Consider the following 16,494-nt stretch of genomic DNA (forward strand, 5'->3'; position numbering starts at 1 on the left):
CCGGGGTGCAGATCAGACACGCGCCTTAACGCATCTTTGGCTTAACGGAAAGCGTGGAGTTGCCCGCCGCTCGATACAACATAAAGAGTTCCGCCCGCGACAACCGGCGCTGTGGTCGCCCCATCGGGGATCGCGGAGGTGCCAAGAAGCGCGCCATTAGCAGGGTCATAACTGCGCAACAGGCCATCATTAGACGCTATTATCAAGCGACTACCCGCAATAATTGGTCCGTAATGCGCAAAGATGCGGCTTTGACGTTTTGGCTTTGCCTTGACGAAGTTCGGCAACTCAACGCCCCAAATTTTTGCACCATCAGATGCGTCCAGGCGCACAAGCTCATTTAAGTCCGTGACCGCAAAGACCGAATCCCCTGCCGGCCAAACCGGGCCAATCGCCCCGTCGCGCGCGGTCCAGACACGGGCACCACTGCCCAGCTCCATCGCGACGATGCGGCCAGATTGGTTGCCAACGTAAACTTTGTCACCTGAAATCACGGGTGCCGCGGTCACATCTGAAACGTTTGAAATTGCACGGCCCGGGCGTTTGCCAAGCACCGAGGCATCCCAGCGGTTCAGCCCGCCGCGGCGGAACACCGCCTGTACTTCGCCAGAACCAAACGCAAAGATTGCAAGGTCTTTGCTGATGGCGGGGGCTGGCGCGCCTAACACGTTATTGCCGTCAGAGGTGGCACCGATCTGCCATTCGACACGGCCGTCGGATTTGCGCACGGCCCATCCGGTATCATCACCGGCCGTCAAATAAACAAGGTCACCAGACACAGTTGGCGTGCCTGCACCAGACGCATCAAGCTTCTGGGTCCAGCGCACAGCACCGTTGGTCGCATCAAGAGCGGCCAAAACACCATACCCGATCGAGACGTAAATGGTGTCGCCGTCAACAGCCAGCCCGCCGCCCGTTGCATCACCTGCTTGATCGGTCTGTGGGCGCAAATTCCGTGTCCATAGCGTGGCTCCGGATGTCGCGGTTGCTGTCACAAGCGCATCAGCATCAAGTGTAATAATGCGGCCAGCGGATACGACCGGCGTGGCGGTGATGCGCTGCTTGCGGCTGTCACCCTCGCCGATATTGGCGGACCAGACCAACTGCGGATTACCGCGCAATGTGGCGTTGCTGATGCGGTTCGCTGGCGTGCCTGTTGTATGGGTCCAATTGCTGTTGTTCACTTGGCCCGGCAATGAAATCGCCCGCGATGTGTTCCCTGAAAAGGCGACGGTGCCCAAATCCAATTCACCAGGATTTTGCAGGACTGACCGAACCGTTTCGCGTTGGCCCGGCAGAACTGTATCGGCTTCCTGGCAGGCGCTCAGCAACAAAGCTGCGCCCAATACGCCCACGATCCAGCCGCGACCGGCGATTGCATTCTTGGTTGTGCTATCCGTCATTGCCTGCTCACTCTGGTCTTTTTCTACGGGTTGAGGTCCGCGCCCTTGGGTCGAGAAAAGCTGAAGGCCTAGTTGCCAGTAGCCCCAGTTAGATCAGGCCCATTGCCCATTTCAGGCTCCCCACCCAGCGCCACAATCACTTGAAGCGCGCGTTGTTGCAAGTCTGCTGTGACTTCGGCGTCGCTTAGCAGCGCTTGATAGCCCGTAATTGCCGCCTGCGTGTCGCCCTCTTGGATGGCAATCAGCGCCAACTGTTCTTGGGCAAGCAAGCGAAGCGGAGCACCGGGTTGAGCCAGTGCTTCAAAGCCCAATTTGCGATCTGCGGCAGGCAAGGTGTCGGTTTGCAACGTCAGCGCCTTAAAGCGCGCAATCAGGCGGTAAATTTCTGGTGTGTCAGGGTTCACAGCGGCCGCATCTAGGCTTGCGATCGCAGCTGTGCGGTCATCACCGGCCAACTCGGCAGTAGCGGTCAACAGCTCAATCACAGTGGCGGCACTGGGATCTTTGGGCGTAATCGCTCCAAGAACCTCTGCGCGGGTGCCTGCGTCAGCGTCCGTCACCGCGGCCAAAACACGATCACCAAAGGCTTGTGCTTCGGCGCGCGCGCTTGCTTTTTGATATTCAAGAAAACCTGCGCCACCAATGATCAGCACAATCACAAGCGCTGCCCAAACACCGTAACGGCGCATGGTCGCAAACAGCTTTTCACGCCGCAGCTCGTCGGTTACTTCGTCAATAAAACTATCGGTGTCGCTCATTTTGCCCAGCCCTCAAGGGTATTCATTGCGCCCTCATATCGCGGGACCACCCCCAAGCCAAGACCTACGGTGCCGAAGCTTTGAGGACACGCAAAAGACCCAGCAAAAAACTTGAATTCTGAACTGGTCAGTTTAGTTATCATATACTACATAGAGCATATTAATTCACATAGCTTTCGGTGACTGCGCCCAAAAGGCCTGTTCCGTTCTATTAAAGACGAGGCCGACCATGCGCTTTTTCCCGATTCTTGCAGCTCTCTTAGTCGGTGGGCTTCTCTACCTTGCTATCGCTGAGCGGCCCTGGCTGAAGCAAACCTTTGGTATGGCCCCTGCGGATGCAACGCTTACGCCAGATCCAGATCAAGAAAGTGTTAAAGCCACCCGAGCCGCGGCGGACGCCGAGGGCAAGACTCGGGTCAAAGTGGTCGTGAAACGCGTTATTGCAAAGGATATAGGCAGCGCCGTGGTGCTGCGCGGCCAGACTGCGGCAGCGCGTCAGGTTGATGTACAGGCGGAAACCACTGCTGTGGTTATATCAGAGCCACTGCGCAAAGGTTCACGGGTCGAAGAAGGCCAAGAGATGTGCGTTCTGGACGTTGGTACCCGTGGAGCGGCACTAGAAGAGACACGCGCCCGGCTTTCTGAAGCGGAATCGCGCGTGCCCGAGGCAGAAGCCCGTGTCCAAGAAGCGATTGCCCGTCTGGACGAAGCACTGATCAATCAAAACGCTTCGGCAAAACTTAAGGAAGGCGGGTTTGGCTCGACCGCTCGGCTTGCTGGTGCAGATGCTGCTGTGGCTGGAGCACGATCTGGCATCGTTTCGGCGGAATCTGGCCTGCGCGCTGCGCGTTCTGGTATCCAAGCCGCAACGGCCGCAGTTGCCGTGGCTGAGGCCGAAATTGACCGTCTGACCATTGAGGCCCCCTTTGGCGGCCTGCTGGAAAGTGACACAGCCGAGCTAGGTAGCTTGCTCCAGCCCGGCGCGCTTTGCGGGACAATCATTCAACTTGATCCGGTGAAACTTGTTGGGTTTGTGCCTGAGACCGAGGTAAATCGCGTGTTTGTTGGGGCTGCTGCTGAGGCGCGGTTGGCGGCAGGCGGCGAAGTTGTCTACGGCACTGTCACATTTTTGAGCCGGTCGTCCGATCCGACCACCCGCACATTCCGCACCGAAATCAACGTACCGAACACAGATCTGCATATTCGGGACGGCCAGACGGCGGAAATTCTGATCTCGGCCCCAGGTTCCGCGGCGCATCTGATCCCGCAGTCCGCCCTCACGCTTGATGACAACGGCACTCTTGGTGTGCGTCTTGTCGATGACGCGGCCATGGTCAGCTTTGCCCCCGTCACCATTATGCGCGACGTCGCCGAAGGCATCTGGGTCACCGGCCTACCTGAAACTGCGGATGTCATTGTGGTTGGTCAGGAATATGTCGTGGCGGGCGTTACAGTCGCGCCGACATGGCAGGAGGTCAGCCAGTGAGCGGGATCGTCGACTGGGCCGCTGGCCGTGCACGGATGGTTCTGGCGTTTATTCTGCTAAGCCTCGTGGTGGGCGCTTATGCCTACACCACGCTGCCCAAAGAGGGCGAACCTGACATTGAAATCCCTGCACTCTTTGTGTCGGTCCCCTTCCCCGGTATTTCCGCGGCGGACAGCGAAACCTTGCTGGTCAAGCCGATGGAAACCGAACTGTCGGATCTGGACGGGCTCAAGAAAATGTCGAGCACAGCGGCCGAGAACTATGCTGGTGTGGCGCTGGAATTCGAATTCGGCTGGAACAAGACCAAAATCTTAGCAGATGTGCGCGACGCGATGGGCACTGCGGAAGCCAAGTTCCCTGAAGGGGCCGAAACCTATTCGATCAACGAAATCAACTTTTCTGAATTTCCCATCATCATTGTGAACCTCACCGGCCCGGTGCCGGAGCGGACGATGGCGCGCTATGCCCGTGCCCTGCAGGATGATTTGGAAGGGCTAGATGCTGTGCTGGAGGCAGGGATTGCGGGCAACCGCGACGAGATGCTCGAAGTGCTGATCGATCCCTTAAAACTTGAGGCCTATGACGTTACCGCAGGGGAGTTGATCGACACGGTTCAAAACAACAACCAACTCATTGCTGCGGGCGAAATCGACAGTGATAACGGCAGCTTTGCGGTCAAAATCCCGTCGTCCTTTGACGAGCCGCGCGATGTTTATAACCTGCCCGTTAAAACCAACGGTGACCGGGTTGTGACGCTGGGTGACTTGGCTGTAATCAATCTCACGTTCGAAGACCGCCTAGGTACGGCGCGCTTTAACGGCGACAATACGGTTGCGCTGCAGGTGGTCAAACGTAAGGGTTTCAACCTGATCGACACCTCGGCCCTTGTGAAACGGGTCGTCGCAGAGAAAAGCGCTGATTGGCCCGAAGGCCTGCGTGCGGCCGTTAAGGTCGGCACGTCAAATGACCAAAGCCGCCAAGTTGACAGCATGGTGCAGCAATTGTTGGGTTCGGTCTTTACCGCCGTGGCACTGGTGATGCTCGTGGCGCTAGCCGCCCTTGGTATCCGCGCTGCCCTATTGGTCGGTTTTGCGATTCCGACATCTTTCTTGCTCTGTTTTGCATTCCTCGCCCTCATGGGTATCTCAATCTCTAACATCGTGATGTTTGGGCTGATTTTATCCGTCGGGATGTTGGTGGACGGTGCCATTGTGGTCGTCGAATATGCCGATGCGCGCCAACAACAAGGCGTGGGCCCAATGCAGGCCTATACGGATGCGGCCAAGCGGATGTTCTGGCCCATTATCAGTTCAACCGCGACGACGCTTTGCGCGTTTCTTCCGATGCTGTTTTGGCCAGGCGTGCCGGGTGAATTCATGGGCATGCTGCCGGTAACGTTAATCTTCGTGCTCTCGGCATCGCTTGTTGTGGCGTTGATCTATCTGCCCGTGATGGGTGGTGTGACGGGCCGTTTGGAACGTTGGATGGCCGACAATATGGAACGCATCGCGGCCCTGCGTTGGTATCTGCATTTGTTGCTGTTCCCGGCTGCTTTCGCGATGGTCTTCCCGGCCATGGCGTTGATGTCGCCACCCTCCGCGACCGAACCCGGCAAGCTTTTTGGCTGGATGGGCGCGCAGTTTGCACAGATGGACGGATTTGCGTTGCTGACCTCTGTCATCCCCACATTCGCCAAGGTGTTTGGCTTTGTTTTGATTGGCGCGGCCGCGCTGACGTTGGCCTTGGGCGGTTTCATGTTGTTCTTGCTGGCGGTCTTTTCGCTCCTGACGCGGGCGGGACGTTTTGGCCGCTGGCTCGCCTCCAAGCTCTTTCGCCGCGAACCTGACCGCATTAACGCAGGGTATCGCCGGTCGTTCTTTGGCCACGTGATCGCCGCGATTACCGGCAATCCGGTTATGCCTTTGGCGATGGTTGGCTTTGTCTTTGTCTTTGTTGGCACGGTGTTCATTTGGTTTGGAAACAACTCCAAAGGCGTTGAGTTCTTTGTCGAATCAGAACCCGAGCAGGCAATTGTCTATGTGCTTGCGCGCGGCAACCTTAGCTTGAATGAAAAAGACGATCTGCTGCAACAAGCCGAAGCGATTGTGATGGAACACCCCGGTGTCGCCACTGCGTTTGCCTTTGCGGGTGAAGGCGGGCTCGACAGCAATACCGGCGGTGCAGAAGCGCCAAAGGACCTGATTGGCCAAATTCAACTAGAAACGATCCCGTGGGAAGACCGCGCTTTGCGTCCCGATCTGGACGGTGACCTTGTGATTTCGGAACTGACTGAACAGCTCCAGGATATCCCCGGCATCAAAATCGAAATCCTGGCGCAAGCCCGTGGCCCTGCGTCTGGCAAACCTGTGCATCTGCGCCTTGAGGGGGCCAGTTTTGATGATCTGGTTACCTCTGCCGCTCTGGCTCGGGCGCATTTCGAAGACGTCCCCGGCCTTACGCTGATCGAAGATACCCGGCCCCTGCCCGGCATTGACTGGCAAATCGACGTCGATGTCGAAAAAGCCGGTCAATATGGTGCAGATGTGGCCATCGTTGGAGCCATGGTACAGCTTGTCACACGCGGGTTGCTCTTGGATACCATGCGCGTCGACAGCTCGGACGAGGAAATCGATATCCGCGTGCGCCTGCCTGCTCAGGACCGCGTCCTCAGCACGCTTGATACGCTCAAGGTTCGCACACGCGAAGGCTTGGTACCGCTGTCGAACTTTATCAGCCGCACGCCGGTTCCCAAACTGGCCGAGATCAGCCGTGTTAATCAACAGCGTTATCTTGATGTTAAGGCTGACGTGGCACCGGGTATGATGAAGCTGGTTCGTGTGGAGCGGCAAGACGGTGCTGATGTTGAAATTACTCTCGCCACCCTACGCCCAGCTGGTTCTGATGGCGATCTGCGCGATGTTGATGGCGAACCTTTCAAGATCACGGACCGTACGCCTGCAGCTCCCGACATTGATTTGATCGAAGGTTTTGAGAGTGGTGAATTTCGGATGTCGCCCATAAATCCCAATGAGCGGATCGCCGAGATCACCAAGTGGCTCGAAACGCGCCCCCTGCCCGACGATATTTCCTATGAGTGGACCGGCGACCAAGAAGATCAGGCAGAAAGTGCGGCCTTCCTGAGTTCCGCCTTTACCGCCGCATTGGGATTGATGTTCATCATCCTGCTGGCCCAGTTCAACAGCTTTTATAACGCGGCGCTGGTGCTGCTGGCCGTGGTGTTGTCAACCACAGGCGTGCTGATCGGGATGATCGTGATGGATCAGACGTTCTCGATCATTATGACCGGGACAGGCATCGTGGCGCTTGCGGGGATTGTGGTGAACAACAACATTATCTTGATCGATACCTATCAAGAGTTCAGCCAATACATGCCGCGGATTGAAGCGATCATCCGCACGGCGCAGGCGCGCATCCGCCCTGTGCTGCTGACGACAATCACCACCATGGCGGGGCTGGCTCCAATGATGTTCGGCCTGTCGATCAACTTTGCCGACGGCGGCTATACCGTCGACAGCCCCACAGCGCTGTGGTGGAAGCAATTGGCAACAGCCGTGGTTTTTGGCCTAGGCATTGCGACTGTACTGACTTTGATGGTCACACCTTCGATGTTGGCCATCCGGGTTTGGGCCACCACCTATATCCGTTGGATCGCACGTCTTCTTGCCAAGATGTCGATGGGTCGTGCCAGCCGCGCCGCGCGCGACTGGGCCCTTCAACGCGATGCAAAACGCATGGGCACCGAAGAAATCATCTGGGATGATGATGATGTGCCCTATGCCACACCAGCGGAATAGCGCGCCCTTGCGGCAGTCTGGCTTTTCAAGGGTTCGCCTTTCAGCCGGGCTACGCTACGTTTCCTTCATAACATTTGAAACAAAGGATGCCCTATGTCGCCGCGATAGGGCAGGCTCACGCTCAGTGTTCACTGGCGGCGATAATGTGCTGAGGTGGCCCAGTCCAACCCGACAAACCGTAGCAGGCTCTGGACGAACACAGTTCGTCTGCGCAAGCGGCATGCCAAACAAGACCTTCAGCGTGAGACAAGTGTGAATGGCTGCGTCACTGAATTGCCGTTGCCGCCCGAGCTTACCGCTCGACAGAGGCATCCAAACCATCTCAGGACCAACTAGGTCGACAACGATCCACGCTGCCTCAAGCTGTCATTGTACGATGACCAATTCGTGGTCTTAAATTTGGTTGGGGGCCAACTGCTCATGCCTTCCAGCTATCACCCTGGACTCATCAGTGAATCCCATCCGAGGATATGTGCAACAAAGCCGGTCAAGAGCCTACTTGATCGTATCTTCCCAATGCGCTGAGAAATACAGCTTCTAGCGAGTTGAGAGAAACGGATTTACGCCGTTATTTCTGAAGAAGTCATTTATTTTGGGCAGCCTCTAGAACCCAAAGCATGGTTTTTCGATCAAAAAGTGCGATCAAAGCCACGTAAATTGAAATGCCCACGATTATTGATACCGCTACAATACTGAAATTGCTGTGATTGGAGAGCATGGATTGTGTCAATAAGACACCAGCGCCCATCACCGCAGCATAAACGATTGGTAGGAGTGTCGCGCGCAACATTTCCCAAGGATGTATTTCATAGTATTTCCAAACCATTACAATGCGCACTGCAGAAACTAAACACTCACACACGAGAACCGTAGCTGCCATGGCAACGAGGTCACCAGTAATCTTGGCGACAGCCCAGGCAGAAGGGAGGAAACAAAAGACCTCCAAAACAGCCAGAACCGTAAGGAGTTGAGGTCGCCCAGTTGCCTTAAATAGGTCGCCGGCGCTCCACCCTATGGCAACTGGGATACCAGATAGTGCCAGCAACGCAAGAACCGGAGAAGCGTCGCTGTAGGCCTCCCCGAAAACCAACGGAACAACGAACGTCGAGATTGATGCAAGCCCGATCGATAATGGAGCAAGACCAACCATGCACCCGTTCAAAGTTCTGATGTAGAGAGACCGGAGCGCCTTTTTGGAGCCCCTGGAGCTGACAAAACCAGGGAAAACAACACGAGTGATAGACGTGTTCACGCCCGAGACTACAATTTCAGGTATTCGGGACGCCAAGAAATATGCCGCCAATGCAGCCTCTCCAATCAAGGCCGAAATCAGAACCTGATCAGCGCGTGTCCGAGCGGCATACAACGCTCCAGTAAAAAAAATATGCTTGCCATAACCAAGAAGGAAAGAAAACGTCGCAAGTGTCAGCACTGGCTTTTCAGGCCGCCAGCTCTCCGGCTGGTACCAATAGACTATTGTCCGGCAGAAAACTCCAGCCAACAATCCGTAGACCATGCTCATCGGCCCATAATCGTTGAATAACAGAGCAAAGGTTATGCATGCCCTGACGACGACCCCGCTAATTTCCGCAACGGCCACGCGACCAAAGCGAAGCGCGCGGTGCAACACAGCTTCGTGAATCGCAGCCAAGGAATTCAAAGGGAAGTACAGCGCCAGCCACATGACCATTTCCCGCAAAACTGCAGAATTGGGATCAGTTACAATGAAAGGCGCTATCAGGAACACAGCGGCAGCTTGTACTAATCCCAAACCAATAAGCATCAATGACGCAGTCGACTGAACGCCGCGCTGGCCCTTCGGATCGTAGATAACGGCATCACGAAGTCCAAAATCCCTCACAATATCAATAATATATATGAGCAGAAAGCATACTGCAATAAAGCCCATTTGGTCAGGTATCAAAAAACGGGCCAGACCTATTGTGGTCACAAGGTTAACTATACGAGTAAGCAAATAGCTAGAAAGTGTAACAGATAGGCCTTTTATCATGCGTTTTTCTATTGACTTAACTTCGTTCGTCACTTCAGATCCTTTTGCACGATATTTATTTCAGATAGTAATAGTGAACCTGTTGATCCTTATCATTGTATCAACGATCTGACCTATTTTTTCATATTCCTTATCATTGTATCAACGATCTGACCTATTTTTTCGTATAATGAAGACCCAAAAACAAGAGAGGACAAGGCCGTTGAAGACACAAGCTCGACGTAGGAGTACAAATAACAGCACAAAGCGTACTAAAGGAAGTCTTGAAATAGTGACTTATCATGCTGTGGTTAGTTGCGCTCCTCTACTGAAAGACTGGTGTTTTCTGACTGCGCGAAAATTTGAAAGACAAATGGAGTTCCTGCACCGAATTGGCTGTGATGTGATGCCTCTAGCCGATGCAGCCGATAGGCTCGTTTCGGGCCAACTTACACGCCGAACCATTGCGATAACATTCGATGATGGCTACATGAACAATATCACAAATGCGCTGCCGATTTTGGAACGCTATGGTTTTCCAGCCACTATTTTTTTGGTTTCGGAACTGGTGGGACTTAAGACAGCGCTTTGGCCAAATCGAATTCTTGCAGCAATTGCGAACTCCGAACGCTCACACATAGATTTTCGCGGGCATACAATGAAAATGGGTAACGTCAAGGAGCGTATTCATGCTTCCCGCAAACTGCAGACTTTAGTAAAGGCGGATTCTGGTGATGATCCACAGGCCGCCGTTGAAGAGATCGAGCGGGCTTGTGGAACCTGCATCAATCCGAAATTCAGTGCAGATCATGACTTCGCGGTAATGGACGCGAGCACGATTCGCGCCTCTGTAGCGGGGGGGCTGATAGACTTTGGTGCTCATAGTATGACACATCCTATTCTTTCAAAAGTTTCTGACCGACGCTTGAAAAGTGAAATTCAGAACTCAATCAAAAGCGTCGAAGAATTAACTGGAGTTCCCTGCCGGCTGTTTGCCTATCCCAATGGAGGGCCCGATGATTTTGATGATAGGGCCGTCGGTTTTCTCCGTGAAACAAACGTTGATTATGCTGTCACTACTGTTCAGGCGCAAAACAAGATGGCCAGTGATTCATACAGGCTCTCAAGATGGAATGTCGGCGGCGAGAGCTCAATAGCTGGGTTTGCTACAAAAATACTATGCTCAGGTTTCATAAGCAGAATATCACAGTAGCAGCGAGAGCGATGGCTGAGAGGAATACCCTTGGGCATCGGTCATAGCGGGTTGCCATACGCCACCAATCTTTCAAATGGCCAAACATGATCTCAATCCGGGACCTGACCAGCGGCAAAGAAGAAGCGAATTGGGCGACCGCTGGTGTCAGTGACAGCGTGCAATTTGGTGTTCATCCGGCCCTTGGTCTGACCTATTAGGCGTTCACGCCCCCCCTTTTTAAGCCCCAGACTTGAGGCCGTACGGTGCGCTTTGAGGTAGGTCGCATCAATCGAGATTGTTTTATTGTCGGGTGCTTCAGCTGCCAATCCAGTCATGATCCGAGCGAAAACGCCCATACCGTTCCAGCGCTTCCAGCGATTATATAACGTCTTGGGGGGCCGATACGCCGCAAGCGCATCACACCAGCGCAACCCATTGCGATTGATGAAGACAATGCCACTCAAAACACGGCTGTCGTTAACGCGTGGACGACCCCGACTCTTTGGAAAAAACGACCGGAGCCGCATCATCAGCGCCTCTGTCAAACGATAAAGATTGCACATTAGTCCCCCAAACCATTGGGAGTCGTGAATCACGACGGCAACTCTACATCAAGCCTATTTATGAGTGCTGAGCCTAACAAGGAACTGTAAAATATGCGCGATTTTCCTCAAAACGTATTCGGTTGCGATAAGGTGTTCGATCTGGACTTCTAACTTGCCCATCTAGGTGTCAAGAAGAAGGCTTAACGCAGTATCCATGTCTTTGAGGCCACAACCAGGCCTTGCTTCTGGCGCACCATGAGCTGCGGAAGCAGCCGCTTTTGTGTTTCTACCAACTGGCCGAAGGCACTGGACAACCCTCTCATAAGGCATGGCCTTTTTGTGTGGGTCGTTTGCGCACAGCGTCTAGCCTGAAGACTGCGAAACACGCGGTCAGTTTTGTGTCAATTCTATCTGCCTTGCACGTAATCCTCGGCAGCCGGCAAAGGCTTTGATTTACGCAGGAGGTCGTTGGCGGTATTAAATTGCGGCCGTCTAAGTGCTGCCAAAAATCGTCATTCCTGCGCGCCGGGTGCCTCAAAGCAAACGATCGCGCCGGGATTGGACGCTATGTCAGTCAATTGCGCATGACCTCTAGCCGTATTCGGCACGCGCTCTGGTAGACCGTCTGGCAGCACATGATGTCCAACGAATCGCACGAGACATCGATAACAATGATGGCCTCTTGTGATAACCTTTTCGTACTTTCTTACTCCTAGGAAGTGGTCCTGATTGGCAACAATCAACTGTTCGAGTGCTATGAAAAGAGAGACGGTGCTAGCAAGTTAGGAAACATAGCCAAATAACGTGGCTCAATCGCCATATATCGGCCCACCACGGACCCTCTTCAAGGCCGGCGATACAAAACCAATAGCAGATGTCAAATACAGAAGGTTCAGGATCCGTTGATTTTGCGGTGAACGCCTGAATCACCGCTCTAGAAATGGCGTGATGAAATGAGCAACCTTTTCTGGCTTGCGGATGCGCTAATGGCCCGCCTACTAAGCTCGACAACAGATTCGTAAGGTGGAGCCGAACGGGCATGTTTCCCTGAGTTCTGTTCGAACTGGCACTGAGCGGCATTCAAACCGATTTGCTAAATATTGATGCGACCAAAGTGAAAGTAATTCGCAAAGCGTCTAGCCTCCGCCTAAAAAGGGGAAAAGAAAGGCCGCTTGAACGGCCTAACCAAAGGTGGCTTGAACTCCAAATTGCACGCCATGACTGATCCAGTTAGCCGCTAATCCGGATGTTCTTGACGGCTGGAAACGTCAGCAACTAAATCAGCGTACCAGCTTTGATGGCAGCGTTTCCGCAGGCCGGTTGGCTGTTTGCAGATCGCGGCTATGATGCAAATTGTTTTCGCAACAGTTTGAAACGCATCGAAATTAAGCCGCATGCCCCTTCACGGAGAGCTATGACTAAATCTGGTGTTTGGGGGATTTGAAGGTTGGCGGCGTATCTGGTTGATTTGTTGTTGCGAGACAGCAGCCCAACCGAAGGAGATACACCGCCATGGAAACGACTAACATTGTTGATTTTTCGCGTCGAGACGGGATCACGGACGCGCTGACGGATTTATTGAGAACAGGAGCGCAGCAATTGATCGCAACAGCCGTTGAAGCTGAGCTTGAAAGCTATCTGTCTCAGTTTACCACCGCGCGCACTGAGGCCGGTCATGCGACTGTTGTGCGCAATGGGCATCATCCCGAGCGCCCGTTCCAAACGGGCATCGGCCCCGTGAACGTGCGCATTCCCAAGGTTCGCTCAAAAAACGGCCAGCCCGTGACATTCCATTCGGCCCTGGTGCCACCGTACGTGCGCAGAACCAAAACGTTGGAAGCGGCCTTGCCATGGCTGTATCTGAAGGGCATCTCCAGCGGTGAAATGGGCTCGGCTCTCAAGGTTCTTCTGGGCCCTGATGCGGCGGGATTGTCGGCAAATACGGTCTCACGGCTCAAGCGCGATTGGGCCAACGAATACGGCGAGTGGAGAAAGGCAGCGTTGGACGATGAGCCCTTGGTCTACATCTGGGCTGACGGTGTCCACAGCGGCCTTCGGGGCGAGGATGACAAGCTCTGCGCCCTTGTGATTGTGGGGGTAACAGCCCGTGGCAAGAAGCGGTTCTTGGCTATTGAGGACGGGGTGCGCGAGTCCACGCAGAGCTGGCGCGAGGCTCTCCTCAGCCTCAAAAGCCGGGGAATGAACGCCCCGAAACTTGCTATTGGAGATGGTGCCATGGGGTTCTGGGGAGAGTGTCCGATCTTCTGTGTATGAGTAATTTGGCCCATGCTTCACCAACGAAGGAGCATGACGACAATGACGATTTCCAAGGAAGTTTTAGACGAGCTGCTTAACGGCGTTAAGAACGCGGATGATTTGCTGGGCGATCAGGGCTTGATGAAGGAGCTCAAGGTTCGCCTGATGGAGCGGATGTTGGGCGCGGAACTGACCGAACATCTCGGCTATGCGTCGGACACCCAACCCGCGAACCAGCAGAGTAACCGTCGCAATGGCACGTCGCGCAAGACGTTGAAGGGCAATGATGGGGCGCTGCCGATTGATGTGCCCCGCGACCGTGAGGGCAGTTTTGAGCCTGAGCTGATCAAGAAGGGACAGACCCGCATTGACGGCATGGATGACAAGATCATTGGCCTCTATGCAGCCGGATTATCGACCCGCGACATCCGGGCCCACCTTGAGGAGGTCTACGGCCTGAAGGTGTCAGCCGATCTTATCAGCCGTGTCACGGATGCCGTTCTGGAGGAGGTGTCGGACTGGCAAAACCGCGCCTTGGAACCGATGTATCCGATCGTTTTTCTTGATGCGCTTCGGGTCAAAATCCGCGATGCCGAAAGCCGTCAGGTCAAAAACAAGGCCGTTTATGTGGCCCTGGGGGTCACTCCTGAGGGCGAACGTGAGGTTTTGGGGCTATGGGTTGCCAACAACGAAGGGGCCAAATTCTGGCTCTCTGTGATGAACAACCTGCGCAATCGCGGAGTTGAGGACATCCTCATCGCTGTGGTTGACGGCCTCAAGGGCTTCCCTGATGCCATCAATGCAGCCTTCCCTGATACGACCGTCCAGACCTGCATCGTGCACCTTGTGCGCCATTCCCTGAACTTCTGTGGTTGGAAGGACCGCAAGAATGTCGCCAAAGATCTGAAGCGGGTTTATCAGGCCACGGATGATGTCGAGGCCGAGAAGGCACTGGCTGTTTTCGAGGCGGAATGGGGCCCGAAATACCCCTCAATCGCCCCAAGCTGGCGGCGCGCATGGCAGGAGGTCATACCGTTCTTCGCCTTCCCGCCAGCGGTGCGCAAAATCATCTACACTACCAACGCCATCGAAAGCCTTAACCGCGTCATCCGCAAAACTACCAAAACACGCGGCAGCTTTCCGACAGATGACGCCGCGACAAAGCTGATTTACCTAGCGATACGCAGCTTCGAGAAAACTGGCAGGGCCGTCAGAGAATGGGTTGCTGCACGGAACCAGTTCGCTATCCTATACCCAGAACGGTTCAACATATGACCCGTTTCAACTGCATGGGCTGAGCCTCATACACAGAGTTTCGGATACTCCCGTTCTGGGCCGCCATAGATGAAGTCTATCCTGAGACCCGTCATCAACGCTGTTGGCAACACAAAACTATGAATGTGCTCAACTGTTTGCCCAAGCTGTCTCAGCCAAAGGCCAAAGCTGCGATCCACAACATCTGGCAGGCTGAGACCAAAGGTGATGCGGGCAAGGCCTTAGATTTGTTCATCAAAACCTACGAACCCAAATACCCCAAGGCGACGCTGTGCCTGCAAAAGGACCGCGAGGAACTCATGGCATTCTTCGACTTTCCAGCACAACACTGGCAAAGCATCCGCACCAGTAATCCAATTGAAACCGCCTTTGCCACGATCCGTCATCGCACCAAACGATCAAAGGGCTGCCTCTCACGCGACGGCATGCTGCACATGATGTTCAAGCTGGGGCAATGCGCCGAGCAAAACTGGAGGAAACTACGCGGCTTTGACTACCTCGCCAAAGTCATCACCGGCGTCGCATTCAAAGACGGAATTGAAGCCACTGAAAACAGCCAGATCGCCGCATGACCAGAAACCCTTAAACACCAGATTTGACAATAACTCCTTCACGGAACTCTCGCGAACAGACCATTCCAAACCACAAAATACGAAACTACAAAATCAAAAGCATATTCCGCATGCTTAAGCACTGCCGAAGCATCGCTACATGTTACGGCTGCAGCCTCAAACTGGTCATCTCGGCCATAGCTCACGCGGCCACCCTAATATTTTTACTAAGAGTCCTAGCCCTAATCCGCAATGGTACTTTTGATAAAGTTACAACTAGAGCCGTTCAACACGCCAGGCGGATGTATAATGTAGCTGGACAACTGGATTGCAACCCCCTGTTGGCGAAAACGATGGGCGTTATCTCTGTCCCATTTCATCGCGCGACCAAGAAATCCGTCGGAAGCGTGCGCAACCGGTAAAGCTGCAGCCAGGAGTTTTCGAGCGCCCTTTCGTGAGACTAAGTATGCGACGCTTGAAGCCACGTATGAATCGTCAGAAAAGATCTGGTCGCAGAAATGTCCGCGAGGCGGATCTTCGCTCAATTCCGCATGAAAAAACAACACGTCGAAGTCAGGAGGAATACTTGACCGGCGTAAGGTGTCTAAATTCCTTGGTAGAAACAGTACATCGTCTTCAAGTATCACTGCCTCATCCAAGTCACTATCCACTATCATCTTGTATATTCTTGCATGCGTCAGACTAAGGCCGATTTCGCCGGGTGTAAGAGGGCGATCATGGTAATGTCGGGCTTTTTCGTCATCGTACAGACCATCTTCGACCAATTTGGACAAATCCAAATCTGAACCTACGGTGGCATCCACAAACCGAAAGTCCGAAAGAGACAGTGAGCTCACCTGTCGGGATAAAAGGCGTCGACGTTTCTGGCTTACCTGCATGCTAATACAGAAATAGGGGACACTGCGAAGCCAAGTGTTATTCAAGCTCGAAACAGGCCAGAAATTAAATATTCCGAGTATTCTATTCCGAATCCGTCGAATTTTACGAATAATAAACATTGTTCTATTTCATCATATTGGGGGTGACGCGTAAGTCAAAAAACCACTCCTGCTCTTTCGAAAAACTTACCCCCAATGAAATTCAATTGCAAAGATGCACTACGGAACCGACACGTGTGGAAATAACTCCCCCATAAGTAGGCGTCATTTGCTTACAAAGGACAAATTGATTATGAACAGAGCATCGCTATTTTTGCATAT

8 protein-coding genes and 4 pseudogenes are annotated in these 16,494 nt (G+C 53.8%); 6 read left to right on the plus strand and 6 right to left on the minus strand.

The features are described from left to right. Nucleotides 1-41: 41 nt before the first annotated feature. Entirely contained in the window at nt 42-1,403 is a 1,362-nt protein-coding gene (locus C1J03_RS15355) for a PQQ-like beta-propeller repeat protein (protein ID WP_114887388.1), read from the minus strand. Nucleotides 1,404-1,471: 68 nt separating this feature from the next. Next, nucleotides 1,472-2,161: a hypothetical protein gene (locus C1J03_RS15360; protein ID WP_114887389.1), complete on the minus strand. Its 690-nt coding sequence runs from the start codon at nt 2,159-2,161 to the stop codon at nt 1,472-1,474. A 229-nt stretch (nt 2,162-2,390) separates the two neighbouring features. Here C1J03_RS15360 and C1J03_RS15365 point away from each other — a divergent pair, with 229 nt between their 5' ends. Both C1J03_RS15365 and C1J03_RS15370 read left to right on the plus strand, forming a co-directional pair. Further along, entirely contained in the window at nt 2,391-3,647 is a 1,257-nt protein-coding gene (locus C1J03_RS15365; RefSeq protein WP_114887390.1) for an efflux RND transporter periplasmic adaptor subunit, read from the plus strand. Then, nucleotides 3,644-7,462: an efflux RND transporter permease subunit gene (locus C1J03_RS15370; RefSeq protein WP_114887391.1), complete on the plus strand. Its 3,819-nt coding sequence runs from the start codon at nt 3,644-3,646 to the stop codon at nt 7,460-7,462. Before C1J03_RS15365 ends, C1J03_RS15370 begins: the two co-directional genes overlap by 4 nt. A 131-nt stretch (nt 7,463-7,593) precedes the next feature. On the opposite strand, the pseudogene C1J03_RS15375 reads toward C1J03_RS15370, so the two are convergent. Further along, nucleotides 7,594-7,884: pseudogene (locus C1J03_RS15375) on the minus strand (transposase); the annotation flags it as partial. 161 nt (nt 7,885-8,045) lie between these two features. Continuing rightward, entirely contained in the window at nt 8,046-9,506 is a 1,461-nt protein-coding gene (locus C1J03_RS15380) for an oligosaccharide flippase family protein (RefSeq protein WP_162798554.1), read from the minus strand. A gap of 352 nt (nt 9,507-9,858) precedes the next feature. On the opposite strand from C1J03_RS15380, the gene C1J03_RS15385 reads away from it, so the two are divergent. Further along, complete coding sequence (locus C1J03_RS15385; RefSeq protein ID WP_302661626.1) at nt 9,859-10,665, plus strand: polysaccharide deacetylase family protein; 807 nt, start codon at nt 9,859-9,861, stop codon at nt 10,663-10,665. Here C1J03_RS15385 and C1J03_RS15390 read toward each other — a convergent pair. Next, nucleotides 10,643-11,210: pseudogene (locus C1J03_RS15390) on the minus strand (IS5 family transposase). The gene C1J03_RS15385 and the pseudogene C1J03_RS15390 sit on opposite strands and share 23 nt — an antisense overlap. A gap of 1,494 nt (nt 11,211-12,704) precedes the next feature. Between C1J03_RS15390 and C1J03_RS15395 the strand changes: the two are divergent. From C1J03_RS15395 to C1J03_RS15405, 3 genes and pseudogenes are all read left to right on the plus strand, one after another. After that, nucleotides 12,705-13,439: pseudogene (locus C1J03_RS15395) on the plus strand (IS256 family transposase); the annotation flags it as partial. A 69-nt stretch (nt 13,440-13,508) separates the two neighbouring features. Continuing rightward, on the plus strand, nt 13,509-14,723 hold the full coding sequence (locus C1J03_RS15400; protein ID WP_114887394.1) for an IS256 family transposase: 1,215 nt from the start codon (nt 13,509-13,511) through the stop codon (nt 14,721-14,723). A gap of 53 nt (nt 14,724-14,776) precedes the next feature. After that, nucleotides 14,777-15,295, plus strand: a pseudogene (locus C1J03_RS15405) (transposase); the annotation flags it as partial. 221 nt (nt 15,296-15,516) lie between these two features. Here C1J03_RS15405 and C1J03_RS15410 read toward each other — a convergent pair. Then, complete coding sequence (locus tag C1J03_RS15410; RefSeq protein WP_114887395.1) at nt 15,517-16,293, minus strand: glycosyltransferase family 25 protein; 777 nt, start codon at nt 16,291-16,293, stop codon at nt 15,517-15,519. Nucleotides 16,294-16,494: the final 201 nt, after the last annotated feature.

Source organism: Sulfitobacter sp. SK012 (assembly GCF_003352085.1).
Classification (GTDB): Bacteria; Pseudomonadota; Alphaproteobacteria; order Rhodobacterales; family Rhodobacteraceae; genus Sulfitobacter.